The sequence below is a fragment of the Lysobacter avium genome (assembly GCF_015209745.1).
GTDB lineage: Bacteria > Pseudomonadota > Gammaproteobacteria > Xanthomonadales > Xanthomonadaceae > Novilysobacter > Novilysobacter avium.
Window position 1 is genome coordinate 2,148,062 of the sequence record NZ_CP063657.1, and the last position, 15,423, is coordinate 2,163,484.

Consider the following 15,423-nt stretch of genomic DNA (forward strand, 5'->3'; position numbering starts at 1 on the left):
CGTCATGACCGAGCCCGCCCGTGAGCCGCGCAACATCATCCTCGTCGGCCCGATGGCAGCCGGGAAAACGCGGATCGGGCGCGAACTGGCGCAGCGCTGCGGACTGCGCCTGATGGACGCGGACGCGGAGATCGAGCGCGAGGCCGGCGCCAGCATCGCGGCCATTTTCGGAAGCGAAGGCGAGGCGGGATTCCGCAGGCGCGAGCGGGCGATGCTGGCCGACCTGCTGAAGCAGGACGGCATCGTGCTGGCCACCGGCGGCGGCGCGGTGCTCGACGCCCGCACCCGGACGCTGTTGTCCGAGCGCGGCTTTGTGGTCCACCTCCACGCCAATCCGGCCACCCAGCTGGCGCGGGCCGCCGGTGATACCGCTCGGCCGCTGCTGCATCACCCCGATCCGTCAGCAGTCCTGCACGCGCTGGCGACCGAGCGTGACCCGCTGTACGCCGCCGTGGCCCAGCTGCGGATCGATACCGATGGCTTCGCGCCGTCGGAAGTCTGCGCACGGATCCTGGACCGACTGCCGACCTGGCTGCGCAGCGGAGACGGTGCATGAGCGCGATCCTCACGGTCGCCGTCGATGGCGCCCATCCGTACACGATCTCCATTGGCGCGGACCTGCTGGATGACGGCGCCTTGCTGGCCGCAACCGTCCGCGGCCGCCATGCCCTCATCGTCAGCGACCGCAACGTCGCGCCGCTGTACGCCGACCGTGTACAGGCGGCATTGCAGGCCGCCCGCCCCGAACTGGCAATCGCCCGGCTGATCATCCCTCCGGGCGAACATGAAAAGACCCTGCAGCGCTTCGGCCAGGCCCTGGACGCGCTTGCCGAGCTTGGCGCCACCCGCGACGCGGCGGTGATCGCCCTGGGCGGCGGCGTGATCGGCGATCTGGCCGGTTTCGCCGGGGCCTGCTGGATGCGCGGCATTGACGTGGTCCAGATTCCGACGACGCTGCTGGCGATGGTCGACTCCTCGGTGGGCGGCAAGACCGCGGTCGACCTGCCCGCCGGCAAGAATCTGGTCGGTGCGTTCCATCCACCGCGCGCGGTGATCGCCGACACCAGCGTGCTGCACACCCTGCCCGACCGGGAGCTGCGCTCCGGGCTCGCCGAGGTGGTCAAGTACGGCGTGACGGCCGTTTCGCTGGACCCGGCTGACGCCGGATTCCTGGACTGGCTGGAAGCGCACGCCGAGGCGTTGCTGGCGCGCGACCCGGCGATCACTGCCGAAGCCATCGCGCGCTGCTGCGCGTTCAAGGCCGCCGTCGTCGGCCGCGACCTGCTCGAGCACGGCGACCGCGCCCTGCTCAACTTCGGCCATACCTTCGGCCACGCCATCGAGGTCGAGCAGGGCTATGCCGGCACCCATGGCGGCGGCCTCAACCACGGCGAAGCAGTGGCGGTCGGCATGATCCTGGCGATGCGCCTGTCAGCGGCGCTGGGGCTCGCTCCGGCCAGCGCCGGCGATCGCCTGCAGCGGCTGTTGCAGCGGTTGGAGTTGCCGACGTCCATTCCGGAAGGTCTTACCCCGGACGCGCTGCTCACCCGGATGCACTTGGACAAGAAAGCCGACGCCAGCGGCATCCGCTTCATCCTCGCCGACGGCGCCGGCCGCGCCCGGGTCGTGCCAGGGGTCGAGGAAGCCACGGTGCTAGCCGTGCTGGCTGGCTGAACAGGCAGGGCCGGCGGCCCGTGGACGCCGGCCGTCGGCTGCGCAAGCCCGTACAATCAAGCCATGCGCCTGCTGATGCAACAACGACCCGACGACGCCGAGGCGCCCCGCTTCGTGCAGCTGATGTTGCAGCCCGACCTGCTCGGCGGCTGGATGCTGGTCCGCGAGACCGGCGTGATGGGCGGTCGCAGCCAGGTCCGCCGCGAGCAGTTCCTGGACCACGACAGCGCGATCGCCGCCTTTGAACGCGCCCGCGACCAGCAGCTCAAGCGCGGCTTCCAGCAGATGTTTACCCAGGGGGCGGCGGCGCCCCGCTGAACCACGCCATCCCGCATCGGGTGCCGCCCGCTCCATTACGGCACCGCCCTGCCGCTTCGCCTGCCCTGCTCCGGGCAACGACTTTTCGAGGAACCACAGCCTTGTCCATCCAGCCCCAGAACGATCGTTTCCTGCGCGCCCTGCGTCGCGAACCCGTTGACCACACGCCGGTCTGGCTGATGCGCCAGGCCGGTCGCTACCTGCCCGAATACCGCGCCACCCGCGCCCAGGCCGGCAGCTTCATGGGCCTGGCGACCAACCCCGAGCTCGCCTGCGAGGTCACCTTGCAGCCGCTGCGGCGCTTCCCGCTGGACGCGGCGATCCTGTTCTCCGACATCCTCACCATCCCCGACGCGATGGGCCTGGGCCTGCATTTCGTCGAGGGCGAGGGCCCGAAGTTCGAGCGCCCCGTTCGCACCGCGGCCGATATCGCCAAACTCGGCGTGCCGGACATGGAAAGCGACCTGGGCTACGTGATGGAGGCGATCCGCACGATTCGCCGCGAGCTCGACAACAAGGTGCCACTGATCGGCTTCTCCGGCAGTCCGTGGACGCTGGCCTGCTACATGGTCGAGGGCAGCGGCAGCAAGGACTTTGCCCGGGTCAAGTCACTGGCAATGAACGACCCGGCCGCCATGCACCAGTTGCTGGAAGTCACCACCGATGCCGTCATCGCCTACCTCTCGGCGCAGCGCGCCGCCGGCGCCCAGGCGCTGCAGCTGTTTGACACCTGGGGCGGCGTGCTGTCGCCGTCCATGTACCGCGAGTTCTCGCTGCGCTACATGCAGCGCATCGCCGCCGAGGTCGAGCGCGGCCACGGTGCCGACCGCACGCCGCTGATCCTGTTCGGCAAGGGCAACGGCGCCTACGTCAGCGAGCTGGCCGAGACCGGCGCAGAAGGCGTGGGCGTGGACTGGACAATCGACCTGGGCGATGCCGTGCGCCGCACCGGCGGCAAGGTAGCGATCCAGGGCAACCTGGATCCGGTCACCCTGTACGCCGATCCCGAGGCGATCCGCCAACATGTTGGCCGCGCGCTGGACAGCTACCGCGACGGCAACGGCGGCTCGCGCGAGGGTCACGTCTTCAACCTCGGCCATGGCATGTCGCCGGACATGAAGCCCGAGCATGTGGCGGTGATGGTCGAGGCGGTGCACGAACTCAGCGCGCGCTGAGGACACCGGTCAGCGTTGGCTGGGTTGGTAACACGGGCAGCGCTGGGTTGGTCACGCCGGGAACGACTGCCCTTGGGTGTGAATGTCCCCCGGCACCGATGAGGCCGGTGCCTCCTCCTTGATTTCACACCCAAAGGCATTCGCACCCGGTTCTCCGGCTTGAGGTTGGCTCAGCACCGACCGGGCGTGCATGCGTGCCCCGCAAGCGAGACCTGCAGGCCTTCGGGGCGAAATAAAGGAGGAGGCCTCCGCCGCAGGCGGAGGCCGGGGGACATTCGCCCTGAAGGTCTGCAGGTCTCGCCCACCACATGCATCAGCAGACGGAGGCCGTGGGACATTCGCCCTGAAGGCCTGGAGGTCTCGCCCCCCGGTGCATCCTTCAGCGTGCTGCGGCCAGCGCCTCTCGCAGCATCGCCCCGGTCACCGGCTTGCGCAGGAAGCGATCGAAGCCGGCGGCCATTGCCTGCGGCTCGGCATCCGCGTCGGCACGCGCAGTCACCGCAATCAGCGGCTGGCTGAAGCCCTGCGCGCGCAGCTGACGCGCCAGCGACAGGCCATCGAGGCCCGGCAGATCCAGATCCAGCAACGCGGCGTCGAAGCGGTTCATGCTCGACTCGGCCAGCGCCGCCAGCCCGTGGGCTGCATGCACCACCGCATGCCCCTGGCCGCGCAGCAGCCCGCTAATCACGTCGGCAACGATCGGGTCGTCCTCCACCAGCAGCAGCGACAGGCCCGCAGCTCCCGCTTCATCCCGACCACCGTTCCTCGCAGGGATGCTGGCGGGCGATGCGAGTGTCGGCGAGTCTGCCAATGCCGACGCCGACGACGCCTGCGCGACACCCCGCTCGTCCGACGGCTCTTCTGCGATGACCTCCAGCGGCAGGCGGACCTCAAAACTCGCGCCTTCGCCGGGAGCGCTGGTGACCTCGATCGTGCCGCCCATGGCTGCCGCCAGTTCCTGGCAGATCGCCAGCCCCAGACCGCTGCCGCCGTAGCGTGCGGCGGTGCGCAAGCCATCGGCCTGCTCGAAGCGACGGAACAGGCGCGACACCTGCTCCTCGTTGAGACCGGGACCGGTGTCGCTGATGCAAAGGACCACCCCGCCCGCGTCGGCGGGTGCGATGGCCAGCCGGATGGAGCCGCGCTCGGTGAACTTCACCGCGTTGCCGATCAGGTTCAACAGGATCTGCCGGATCCGCACGGCGTCGCCGCGCACGCGGCGCGGGGTCGCAGGATCGCGGTCCACGACGAACGCCAGTCCGCGCGCCTCCACCAACGGCGCGCTCATCTCGGCCAGCTCGTCCATGAGTGCGTGCAGATCAAACTCGTCGGTGGCCAGCTCCAGCTTGCCCGACTCGATCCGGGCCAGGTCCAGCGCATCGTTGACCAGGCGCAGCAGGTGCTCCCCGGCGCGGTGGATGGACGTGGTGTAGCTGCGCTGCCGGGTATCCAGGTCGGTGCCGAGCAGCAACTCGCTCATGCCCAGCACGCCGGTCATCGGGGTACGGACCTCGTGGCCGAGGGTGGCCAGGAAGCGGGTCTTCGCCAAGGACGCCTCATGGGCAACCTCGCGCTCGTGTTCGGCGCGCTTCCACGCCTGTCGCCGCTCGATGCGGCGACGTGACTCCAGCACCGCCCACCAGGCCATCAACAACAGCAGGCAAACCATCGCCACCCTCGCCGCGCCGGTCTGCCACCACGGTGGCTGGACCCGGAAGTGCAGCACCTGTTCCGCGGCCTCGTTGCCGACGGCATCCTCCGCACGAGCACGCAGGGTGTACTGGCCTGGCGCCAGGCCGGCAAAGATCCGCTCACCCTCGGCACCGTGGTTGACCCAATCCCGGTCGTAGCCCTCCAGCAGGGTGACGTAGGCGTTGGCCTTGGGCTTGTCGTAGGCCAGCAGGCGCAGCTGCACGCGCAATTCGCGATCCCCGGGCGCCAAGGCCAGCGGTCCCTGCAGGTCCATCGGCAGCCAGCGGCCGTCGCGGCGCACCTCGAACCGGTCCCAGTGCAGTGGCGAGCGGACTGGCGGCAGATCGGTGGCGAGACTGTCGACCAGCACCACGCCGCCGTCGGCCAGCGCCGAGACCATCACACCATCGGGCGTCTGCACCAGCGTGCGGTTGACGAACTCCTGGCTGCTCAGCCCGTCGAACAGGCCGAAGTGGCGGGTCTGCCCCGCGTCGGGATCCCACCGATAAAGCCCGCGCGGCGTTGAGAGCCAGACCCGGCCCTGCCGGTCGATCTGCAAGCCGGCCCCCTCCACCGCCGGGATGCCGTGTCTTGCGCCGGCGGTGGCCACCAATGACCAGCCCTCGCCCTCGCGTCGATAGTGCTCGAGCCCCGACAGCCGCTGCACCCACAGGTCGTCGGCCCCGGCAAAACCCAGCGCAAACACCCGCCCGTCGCGACGGATGCCCGGTGCCGGCTCGAAGCGACCTGCATCCGCGCTCCAGCGCAGGACGCCATCGGCACCGCCGAACCACGGCGCGCCCCCTGCATCGAACGCCATCGCGTGGTGGTCTCCCACCCCCAGTCCGTGCGCGGGGCCTGGCGGTACCGTCAGCAGGACGCGACCGGTGGCCAGCTCACGCTGCTGCACGCCGGCACCGGCAAACGACATCCACAAGGTTCCGTCGGGCGCCAGATCCATCAGGGTCAATGGACCGGGCAGGGTCGCGTCGGGCGAACCATCCTGCCCCCAGCGTCGGACCGCGCCGTGCGCGTCGATCCTGACCAGCTCGCGGCGCTGACCGACCCACAGGCGGCCGGCGGGATCTTCGCGCAGGGTGAACGAGGTCATGCCCTGGAGGGCCGCGACGGTTTCGGGTTTCGCCGGTATCAGCAGCCCGTCCGGGTCCAGACGCTCCAGTTCGGCGCGCATTCCTCCCAGCCAGACGCCGCCGTCCCGCGCCGGCGCAATGGCGCTGTACAGATCCGCCGACAGACCATCGCGGTCTCGACTGAACTGGGCGATCCGGCGCCAGTCCGGCGGCAGGTAGCCCAGCCCGACCCCCGGCACGGGAATCCATATCGCTCCGCTGTCCTGCTTGATCATCTCGCTGATCGAAAGCGCCGGACCCTTGGCACCGATCGGCACCGGTACCGGCACCTGACCTGCAACCGCGCGCCACAGCTGACGCTGGCTCGAGATCCACAACTCGCCATCCTCGCCCGGCAGGATGTGCAGGATGGCGTTGGGCCGCTCGAACATCGCCGACCACTCCGGCTGCTCCCAGCGGCCATCAGCGCTGCGGCGGAAAACCCCCTCCGCCGCGCCCACCCAGAGGCCGCCGTCAAACGCCGCCAGGGAATAGATCAATGGGGATGCGTGGTCGCCGGGCAGCGCGACGCGCTCGAAATCCGTTCCCGTCCAGCGCGCCAGGCCCTTGGTGGTCCCCGCCCAGAGCACGCCCTGCCCGTCCACCACCAGCGACAGGACGATGTCCGACGGCAGGCTGCGGAGCGTGTCCTCGCTTGCCGTGAACCGGGTGATCGTCCCAGCGTCGTCCATCCGCGACACCCCGCCTCCGTAGCCCCCCATCCACAGCGCGCCCTCGTGGCTCACCAGTGCCCAGATGTCGTCGCTGCCGATTTGCGGATGGGTCGCCAGGCGGTAATGGCGGAAGCTTTCATGCGCGCTGTCGAGGACGCTCAGGCCATGGCCTTCGGGCGCCACCCAGATGCGACCCGCCGGGTCGACGTGGACCAGGGTCACGTAGTTGGCCGGCAGCGAGCTCGGATCTCCCGGATCGTGGCGCCATACCTGCATGCCGACGCCGTCGTACCGCGCCAGCCCGTCGGTGGTGGCCAGCCAGAGAAAGCCGTCGGCGTCGAACTTCAGGCTCTTGACGGTGCTCGATGGGAGCCCTGCGGCGACGTCAATATGGCGCAGACGCGGAACGTCGGGCACCCGTGCGCTGGCACCGGGTACCAGCAGCAGTCCGCATGCCCCCAACAGCAGCCACGCAATGATGTGTCGCATCCCTTCCTCCCGTGTCGGACGCGCGAACCCGCCGTTCCTTGCGTCCCCTCCCCGGACGCACATTCAAGGATTGTGAACCCCACGGCAAGTCGGAGCGCACCCCTGCGATGCGCGACCTGTCTAGAATCGGTCACATGCTCGTCCACCCGTCCAAACCACGACGCATCGACCCGCGCGCCTCGATCAGCGGCGCGGAGGTCCGGCATCCGCGCTGGCTGACCTCCGCGCTGGCTTTGTTCATCGCGCTGACCGTGGCTGCGCCGGCATTGGCCATGGACGCTCCCACATGGGAGCTCGATCCCGTCCACACCCGGGTGATGTTCGCGGTGTCCCACGCCGGCTTCTCGCAGGCACTGGGCACGGTGTCTGGCAGCACCGGCACACTCACATTCGATCCCGACGACTGGCAGCAGACCCGGCTGGATGCGACGGTTCCGCTGGAGCGCGTGGACCTGGGCGACCCGTCGTGGAATCGCGCAACACTTGCGCAGCGGCTGCTGGATGCCCAGGCACACCCGCTGGCCCGGTTCACGTCTCAAAGCGCCATACCGACCGGGGACGGGAAGGCCCGCGTTTGCGGCGAACTCACGCTGCACGGGGTGACAAGGCCGCTTTGCATGGATGTCACCGTCAATGCGATCAAGCGTCATCCAATGCCACCGTTCCGCCGCACTGCCGGATTTTCCGCCACCGCCATGTTGAGCCGCAGCGACTTCGGCATCACCGCGTGGCCTTCGGTCATCGGCGATGAAGTGACCATCCGGATCGAGGCAGAGGCCGTCCGTTCGCGCTCGGCCCCAGCAGAGCCCGAATTCGAGGCGGAAGCGGAAGCGGAAGCGGAAACGAAATCGAAACCCGAACTCGAACCCGGAGCTTTGCAATGAGCCTGAAGAACCCCGCCGACCGCTGGGGCGCGGTGAGCCAGTTCCTGCACTGGACCATCGCCGTGGCGATCCTGGCGATGGCGATCATCGGACTGTCGCTGGACAGCCTGCCCAAGTCGCCGAGCTACTTCTGGGTCTTCAATCTGCACAAGTCGCTGGGTCTGACCGTGCTCGCGCTGGCGGTGATCCGTTTGGCGTGGCGGCTGTACGCCGGGGCGCCGACCCCGATCGCAAGCATCCCCCGGTGGCAACTGCTACTCGCCCGGGTCACCCACTGGCTGCTGTACGGGCTGATCATCGCCATGCCGCTTTCCGGATGGCTGTTCGACTCAGCCAGCGGCCTGCGTCCGCTGCGCTGGTTCGACCTGTTCCAGGTACCCAAGCTCATTGCCCCCAATACCGGTGTGCGGGAGATCGCCCGCGACGCGCACGGCTGGATCTTCTGGGTCCTGGTGCTGCTGATCCTCATGCACGCCGGTGCGGCCCTCTACCACCACTACTTTGTCGGCGACGGCACGCTGCGGCGGATGCTGCCCGGCCGCCGGACGCCTCCTCCTTCTTCCAACCGGAATTCCCGATGATCAACCCTTCGCGCCCGAATCCCGCCCGCACCCGTCCCGGTTTGCTGCAGGTGTTGTCACTCGCAGCAGGCCTGGCCTTCGCCAGCAGCGGCGTAGTTGCCGCCGATTACGTGCAGGCGCCCGGATCCACGCTGACCTTTGCCTCCAGCTTTGAGGGCGAGATCTTCACCGGCCATTTCGCCAGCTTCACCACCCGACTGCGCTTTGACCCGCAGCAACTGGATGACGCAAACCTTGACGTGACCATTCCGCTGGCCAGCGCGACCACCGCCAACCCCGAGCGCGACGACACCCTGCAGGGCGGCGACTTTTTCGCCAGCAAGCTGTTCCCGCAGGCCCGTTTTGTCGCCACGCGATTCCGCCATCTCGGCGAGGACCGCTACGCGGCGGACGGCACCCTGAGCCTGCGCGACGCCAAACACCCGGTGACGCTGACCTTCACCTGGAAAGACGGCGCGACGCCGGTCCTTGCCGGGCGGGCCAGCGTGGACCGGCTGGCGTTCGGCGTCGGCGGCGGCGACTGGTCGGACCCGGGGATGATTCCCGCGAAAGTGGCGGTCAGCACGCGGGTCAACTTCGCCCCGGCGCCGTGAATCCCGCCGACCTCGGGTAAACCCCAGCTGGGGGAGGCCCCGAGTGACCCCGCCCGGCCGCAGTGTTGGAATGCAGGCATGACCCGCGAACCGTGGGTTACTGCCCAAATGCGAGGATCAGGGAATGACTGTTCTCAGTGCAATCTCAGCGGCCCAGCCGCAACGCATCGACGCCGGCCGCGGCCGCCAGCACACCGTCCAGCATGGCGACACGCTGTCGGGGATCGCGAAGCAGTACGGCGTCAGCCTGTCCGCGTTGAAGGCCGCCAACCCGCAGGTCCTCAATCCCAACGTCATCTATTCCGGCGACCGCATCACGGTGCCGGGCGCGCAGACGCAGAGCAACTCCGGCGGTGCACCCGTACAGGCCCACAAGTCCGCCGCGGGCAGCACCGCTGCCAAAGCCGGTTCCACCCAGTTGACCATGGCCGATTACCAGCGCGCCGCCAACACCCTTGGTGTGGACGTCGCAACCGTGCGCGCGGTCGCGGATGTGGAGTCCTCCGGGGGCGGCTTCCTCGCCGATGGCCGCCCAAAGATCCTGTTCGAACGGCACATCTTCGCCCGCGAAACCGGCGGTCGCTTCAACGGCTCGCATCCGGGCATCAGCGGCTCGCCGGGTGGCTACGGCGCCAGCGGCGCGAACCAGCACGCCCGCTTCGAGCAGGCGTTCAAGCTCGACCCGGCGGCAGCGATGAAGTCGGCCTCCTGGGGCGAATTCCAGATCATGGGCTTCAACCACAAAATGGTTGGCTACGACAGCGTTGGCAAGTTCGTCGACGCGATGCGCAGCTCGGCGGGCAGCCAGCTGGACGCGTTCGTCAGCTTCATCGAGTCAGCCGGGCTGAAGGGCAAGTTGCAGAACAAGGACTGGGCCGGCTTTGCGCGCGGCTACAACGGTCCGGGCTACGCCAAGAACAACTACGACGGCAAGATGGCGGCCGCCTACGCCAAGTACGCCGGCAGCAACCCGCCGCCGGTGGCCAGCGGCGGAACCTCGACCGGGCCGACCTCCCCCACCGCTCCGACGGCGCCTGCACCGACCGCGCCGCAGGCCAGCACGGGAACCTACTCGGTGCGCTCGGGCGACACCCTCAGCGGCATCGCGCAGGCGCACGGCGTTTCACTCTCCGCTCTCGCCGCAGCCAATCCGCAGATCCGCAACATCGACCTGATCTTCCCGAACCAGGTCGTCAAGATTCCAGGCGGCAGTGGTGCGGCGGCCAGCCACACCGTTCGCAGCGGCGACACCCTGAGCGGCATCGCCCAGCAGCACGGCGTGTCGCTGGCGGCGCTGAGCGCGGCCAACCCGCAGATCCGCGATATCCACCTGATCCATCCCGGCCAGACGGTACACATTCCCGGCAATGCAGCCGTGGGCGCGCCGGCGGGCGGCACTCCCGGCAATCCCCCGGTCCGCGGCGACAGCAAGGTCGATACCCCCGCGCCGGTCGGCGGCAGCAGTTCGGATGCCGCCAGGATCGCCGAGAAGTATCTGGGCTGGTGGGCCGGCGACCTGAAGGTCAGCGGCCACCTGCCAATGGACCCAAGCGTCCCCAACACCGTCAACTGCGCGAACTTCGTCTCCGCCGTCCTGCAGAAGGCCGGGCTGATCAACTTCCACACCAACCTGGTCACCGGCTCCAACAGCGGCAACCCGCAGGCACTGGGCACGAAGTTGAAGGCCGCCGGCTGGACCGTGGTTCCCGCGTCGCAGGCGCGGCCGGGTGACGTGGCCATCGTCAACAACGGCGGACACGTCGAGCTGGTGCACAGCAACAACAATGGCAAGATCACCCTGATCGGTTCCAACAACACCGGTGGCGGCTCCGGTCCGCAGAAGGTCAGCTACGGCAACCCGTTCGGCAACGCCTGGTACCTGACGCCGCCACGCAAGTGATAGACCGGTTGCACCGGTCCGTCAGGAGACGCGCATGCGAACCCTGTCATTCTTGATGCTCCTACTGATGGGTTTTGCCTGCATGCCAACCAACCACGCCCAGACACCGTCCGCGTTGCACATCCCCAATCCAGGATCCCCCGAGCGCGCTGCCATCCTCGACAGCGCACGCGCCTCGATCGACGAGGAGATCGGCCGCACCGTCCAGTTCGTGGTCGAGCGCCTGGCCATACAGGGCGAGTGGGCCTTCCTCTACGCCCACATGCAGGCCAGTGATGGCGGCCCGGTGGACTATGCGCGCACCTCGATGGCGGAGGCGGCCGAAGCCGGCTTTGTCTCCCAGGTCTATGCCGGCCTGCTGGAGAAGGAGGACGGCGAATGGGTCGTTCGCGCCCAGGCCATCGGGCCGACCGACATGGCGTGGCAGCCGTGGGCGGCGGACTATGGCGCGCCCGAGGCGCTGTTCAAGCTCGATTGATCTGCTGGCGACCGCCGGTGCGGTGGGCGACCGCCGGTTGGCCACGCCCCCTCATCGCCCGGGCAGCGCGCCGCCGACCCGCTTCAACCGCTCCCAGCCAGCCAGGGCCTGAGCGTGCCCGCGTCGAATGGCCACGCCAGTTCCCGCATGGTGTCGAGATCGAGCAGCACCGGGACACGCACTCCAAAGCGCTGCTCCAGGTCCGGATCGTCGTCGATGAATACGCTCTCGAAGTCCGGCGCCCGGGCGCGCGCCAGCTCCAGCAGCGCCAGGTCGCACAGGTGGCAATCATCACGCTGGTAAAGGATCAGCTGCATCTTCTCGGGGCGCCTCTGCAATGGCCCGGGGGCGGCGGCTATCATAGGCGTTCATTCCGGAGGGCTCCGCAGCCGTGACCAGGTTTCTTCTTTCCGCCGCGCTGATGTTCTCACTGGCCGCGTGCAGCGCCGAGCAGGCCTCCGCGACTGCCGCGCAGTCAAGTGCGTGCGACGTTGCCGAAGCCGCCCTGATCGGCGACTGGCAGCGCAGCGGCGACGCGGGGACCTTTGAGCAGTTCTCCCTCGTCACGCAGGACGGCGAGCGCCGCTTCGACTCGTGGTTGCACGAGCGGCCGGAAGTCAGTGGCGGTTCGTGGACCTATCAGGCCGACGACTGCCGCCTCGCCCTCAACGGCGCCGACAGCAACCTGGCGTGGCACTTCAAGGTGTCCGCCGACGAGGCCGGCAACCAGCTCACGCTGAGCCCGCTGGATGCTGGCAGCGGCACCATTGAAGGCAACTACCAGCGCCTGGCCGACTGACCGGGCCGGTTGCGCGCCGGCTGGCGGCGACCCTTGCTCGCCCAACCAGCGTCGACCCTGAGCGGTCGCCACGCCCACCCACCGCTGTTTTTAGTACTGGATCCACATGTCCGTCAGCTGTTTCGACCTGTTCAAGATCGGCATCGGGCCGAGTTCCTCGCACACGGTGGGGCCGATGCGCGCCGCTGCCCGCTTCATCGAGCGCTGGATCGTCGACAACGGCGATCTCCAGCGCACCGCGCGCGTGCGCGCCGAGGTGTTCGGCTCGCTGGCGATGACCGGGCGCGGCCACGGCACCGACAAGGCGCTGATGATGGGCCTGGAAGGCCATTGGCCGGACCGGATCGACCCGGACATCATTCCGGCGACGCTGGAGCGCATCCGCGGCGGTAAACGCATCCGCCTGCAGGGTCGCCATGAGATCGGCTTCGACGAGAAGCACGATCTCATCATGAACAAGCGCCAGAAGCTGCCGTTCCACACCAATGGCATGCGTTTCACCGCCTACGACGCGGCGGGGGAGGTGATCGCCACGCGGGATTACTACTCGGTCGGCGGCGGCTTCGTGGTCAACGAGGACGAGGCGGCGGAGGACCGCATCGTCGCCGACACCAGCGTGGTGCCCTACCCGTTTTCCTCCGGCGACGAGCTGCTGATGCGCGCGCGCGACAGCGGCCTTTCGATCGCCCAGATGATCCATGCCAACGAGCAGGTCTGGCGCAGCACGGCCGAGATCGATGCCGGCCTGGACCAGCTGTGGGACGCGATGAAGTCCTGCGTGGAGCGCGGCATCCGCTCTCCCGGGACGTTGCCCGGGGGGCTGCGTGTTACCCGTCGCGCACCCGCCCTGCACGCCGACCTGCAGTCGCGGCCCGACGCCGGCCTGGACGATCCGCTGACGATGCTCGACTGGGTCAACCTGTTCGCGCTGGCAGTGAACGAGGAAAACGCCGCCGGCGGCCGCGTCGTCACCGCGCCTACCAACGGTGCGGCCGGGATCATCCCGGCGGTGCTGCATTACTACGACCGCTTCATCCCCGGCGCCAACATCGAGGGCGTGCGCACCTTCCTGCTGACCGCCGCGGCGGTCGGCATCCTCTACAAGGAAAACGCCAGCATCTCCGGCGCCGAAGTGGGCTGCCAGGGCGAGGTCGGCGTCGCCTGTTCGATGGCGGCCGCCGGCCTGACCGCGGCGCTCGGCGGCAGTCCCGTCAAGGTGGAGAACGCGGCGGAGATCGGCATGGAACACAACCTGGGCCTGACCTGCGACCCGATCGGGGGGCTGGTCCAGATCCCCTGCATCGAGCGCAACGCGATGGGCTCGGTGAAGGCGATCAACGCCTCGCGGCTGGCGATGCGCGGGGACGGTTCGCAGAAGGTCAGTCTCGACAAGGTGATCAAGACGATGCGCGATACGGGGCGCGACATGCAGGACAAGTACAAGGAAACCAGCCGGGGCGGGCTGGCGGTGAACGTCATCGAGTGCTGAGGGGTTAGAAGCGTCGCGGCTGCGCGGTCTCGGAGCACGGGCGCGGGTGCCGTTGGGTGCGAATGTCCCCCGGCACCGGTGAAGCCGGTGCCTCCTTCTTTATTTCGCACCCAAGGGCACCCGCTCCCTCGTAATGGCTTCCGGCACCGGTGAAGCCGGTGCCTCCTCTTGTTTCGCTCCACTCGCGCCCGTCGGTGGGGCATCGCGGTGTTTGATAAAGCACAGAGCCGGCCGCACCTCGCAAGGCAGAAATCGGCTGACAGACGTGACCTGCAGGGCTTCCGGGCGAAATAAAGGAGGAGGCCTGCGCCGCAGGCGTGGGCCGGGGGACATTCGCCGGGAAGCCCTGCAGGTCGCGGCCAATTCGCAGAACCGAGCGAAGACTCCCACTTTTCGTTCAATCAGGCGTTGAGCGCGCGATTCGCAATGCATCGTCGAGGAGGCCCGCGGCGGTGACTTCCGCGCCTGCGCCAGGTCCCTGGATCACCAATGGTTGGTCGCGGTAGCGGTCTGACCAGATTGCGAGCTTGTTGTCGGTGCCGGCGCCGCTGGCAAGCGGATGCGTCGCGTCCAGCGTTTCTAGGCGTACTGTCGCGCCGCCATTCTGCAGCCGAGCGATGTAGCGCAGTTGCGCGCCCCTTGCTGCTGCATCCCGGTGGCGCCGTTGGAGCAAAGCCTCGAGAGGCGGAGGAACTACGCTGTCATCGCGTCTCGCGCCATGTCGGTCTTGCCCCGTCTCCCTGCCAGCCAGATCCAGTAACGACTCCACTTCCACCTCATCGCTGGCCAGCGGGACGCCGGCGGCTCGGGCGAGGATCAGGATCTTGCGGCGCACGTCATCGCCGGTCAGATCCTCGCGCGGGTCCGGCTCGGTGTAGCCGGCCTGCCGAGCTTCGTCCACCATTTCCGAGAACGGCTTCTTGCCGTCGTAGTGGTTGAACAGCCACGCCAGCGATCCGGACAGGACGCCGGCGATGGCGTGGATGGTGTCTCCGCCGGCTTGGAGGTCGCGGATATTGCGCAGCAGCGGCAGGCCCGCGCCGACGGTGGCGCTGTCGCCGTAGCGGGCGTTGCCGTGAGCCGCGGCGTCGTGGATCGCCTGCCAGCGCTCCAGCGTCGTCCCCAGTCCCAGCTTGCAGGCGGTGACCACGTGGATGCCCTGCGCCAGCCAGCGGGGGTGGTTGTCGGCCACCTCACTGCTGGCCGTCGCGTCGATGATGATGCGGTGCGCCGGATCGTTGCCGGCAAGTGCGTCGGCGACACCTGACAGATTCGCCAGCACGGGATCGGCGTGCCACGGACTGCCGTCCAGGAGCCGGCGCCTGACGTCGGCGGGGCAAAGCCGCCCGGCGCGCAGCGCGCCGCGGGAGTTGCCCGCATGCACCAACGCCAATGAAGCTCCGCGCGGGGTGCCGGTCCAGGCTGCCAGTCGGTCCAGAACGGCCTTGCCGACGTTGCCGGTTCCGAGCAGTGCCACTCGCGCCGAGGGCTTGCTCGGCGTTGGGTTGACGCCCTGGTCGTGCTGCATAGCTACGGGAGCTTCCTCG

The 15,423-nt window shown here is 68.7% G+C and carries 14 protein-coding genes; 11 read left to right on the forward strand and 3 right to left on the reverse strand.

Annotated features, from left to right (window positions below):
- The first annotated feature begins 4 nt into the window (after nucleotides 1–4).
- The 4 genes from INQ42_RS09730 (at nucleotide 5) to hemE (ending at nucleotide 3,167) form a co-directional block, all read left to right on the forward strand.
- On the forward strand, nucleotides 5–556 hold the full coding sequence (locus INQ42_RS09730) for a shikimate kinase (RefSeq protein WP_194034089.1): 552 nt from the start codon (nucleotides 5–7) through the stop codon (nucleotides 554–556).
- Nucleotides 553–1,674: a 3-dehydroquinate synthase gene (aroB, locus tag INQ42_RS09735; protein WP_194034090.1), complete on the forward strand. Its 1,122-nt coding sequence runs from the start codon at nucleotides 553–555 to the stop codon at nucleotides 1,672–1,674. The genes INQ42_RS09730 and aroB overlap by 4 nt, the downstream gene beginning before the upstream one ends.
- 63 nt (nucleotides 1,675–1,737) lie before the next feature.
- Nucleotides 1,738–1,992: a WGR domain-containing protein gene (locus INQ42_RS09740; protein ID WP_194034091.1), complete on the forward strand. Its 255-nt coding sequence runs from the start codon at nucleotides 1,738–1,740 to the stop codon at nucleotides 1,990–1,992.
- Between the two features lie 107 nt (nucleotides 1,993–2,099).
- Nucleotides 2,100–3,167, forward strand: a complete 1,068-nt coding sequence (hemE, locus tag INQ42_RS09745; RefSeq protein WP_407070811.1) for a uroporphyrinogen decarboxylase — start codon at nucleotides 2,100–2,102, stop codon at nucleotides 3,165–3,167.
- A gap of 379 nt (nucleotides 3,168–3,546) precedes the next feature.
- Here the strand turns inward: hemE and INQ42_RS09750 are convergent, their stop codons facing one another.
- Nucleotides 3,547–7,152 (reverse strand): hybrid sensor histidine kinase/response regulator, encoded by a 3,606-nt coding sequence (locus INQ42_RS09750; RefSeq protein ID WP_194034093.1) that lies wholly within the window; start codon nucleotides 7,150–7,152, stop codon nucleotides 3,547–3,549.
- Between the two features lie 272 nt (nucleotides 7,153–7,424).
- Between INQ42_RS09750 and INQ42_RS09755 the strand changes: the two genes are divergently transcribed.
- The 5 genes from INQ42_RS09755 (at nucleotide 7,425) to INQ42_RS09775 (ending at nucleotide 11,588) form a co-directional block, all read left to right on the forward strand.
- Nucleotides 7,425–8,036 carry a YceI family protein gene (locus INQ42_RS09755; protein WP_194035846.1) on the forward strand — a complete coding sequence of 204 codons (612 nt, stop codon included), beginning with the start codon at nucleotides 7,425–7,427 and terminating at the stop codon, nucleotides 8,034–8,036.
- Nucleotides 8,033–8,617, forward strand: a complete 585-nt coding sequence (locus tag INQ42_RS09760) for a cytochrome b (protein ID WP_194034094.1) — start codon at nucleotides 8,033–8,035, stop codon at nucleotides 8,615–8,617. Before INQ42_RS09755 ends, INQ42_RS09760 begins: the two co-directional genes overlap by 4 nt.
- Nucleotides 8,614–9,210, forward strand: coding sequence for a YceI family protein (locus INQ42_RS09765; RefSeq protein ID WP_194034095.1), 597 nt, complete (start codon nucleotides 8,614–8,616; stop codon nucleotides 9,208–9,210). The genes INQ42_RS09760 and INQ42_RS09765 overlap by 4 nt, the downstream gene beginning before the upstream one ends.
- 124 nt (nucleotides 9,211–9,334) lie before the next feature.
- On the forward strand, nucleotides 9,335–11,110 hold the full coding sequence (locus INQ42_RS09770; protein WP_194034096.1) for an N-acetylmuramidase domain-containing protein: 1,776 nt from the start codon (nucleotides 9,335–9,337) through the stop codon (nucleotides 11,108–11,110).
- A 34-nt stretch (nucleotides 11,111–11,144) separates the two neighbouring features.
- A complete protein-coding gene (locus INQ42_RS09775) occupies nucleotides 11,145–11,588 on the forward strand; it encodes a hypothetical protein (RefSeq protein ID WP_194034097.1) in 444 nt (147 codons plus the stop codon).
- Between the two features lie 83 nt (nucleotides 11,589–11,671).
- Here the strand turns inward: INQ42_RS09775 and INQ42_RS09780 are convergent, their stop codons facing one another.
- A complete protein-coding gene (locus INQ42_RS09780; protein WP_194034098.1) occupies nucleotides 11,672–11,905 on the reverse strand; it encodes a glutaredoxin family protein in 234 nt (77 codons plus the stop codon).
- A gap of 74 nt (nucleotides 11,906–11,979) precedes the next feature.
- Between INQ42_RS09780 and INQ42_RS09785 the strand changes: the two genes are divergently transcribed.
- Together INQ42_RS09785 and INQ42_RS09790 are read left to right on the forward strand one after the other, a co-directional pair.
- The gene (locus tag INQ42_RS09785) at nucleotides 11,980–12,387 is read left to right on the forward strand and encodes a hypothetical protein (protein ID WP_194034099.1); all 408 of its coding nucleotides are present in this window, start codon (nucleotides 11,980–11,982) and stop codon (nucleotides 12,385–12,387) included.
- A gap of 106 nt (nucleotides 12,388–12,493) precedes the next feature.
- The gene (locus INQ42_RS09790; protein WP_194034100.1) at nucleotides 12,494–13,876 is read left to right on the forward strand and encodes an L-serine ammonia-lyase; all 1,383 of its coding nucleotides are present in this window, start codon (nucleotides 12,494–12,496) and stop codon (nucleotides 13,874–13,876) included.
- A gap of 397 nt (nucleotides 13,877–14,273) precedes the next feature.
- On the opposite strand, the gene INQ42_RS09795 is transcribed toward INQ42_RS09790, so the two are convergent.
- Nucleotides 14,274–15,404: a homoserine dehydrogenase family protein gene (locus INQ42_RS09795; protein WP_194034101.1), complete on the reverse strand. Its 1,131-nt coding sequence runs from the start codon at nucleotides 15,402–15,404 to the stop codon at nucleotides 14,274–14,276.
- Nucleotides 15,405–15,423 lie beyond the last annotated feature (19 nt).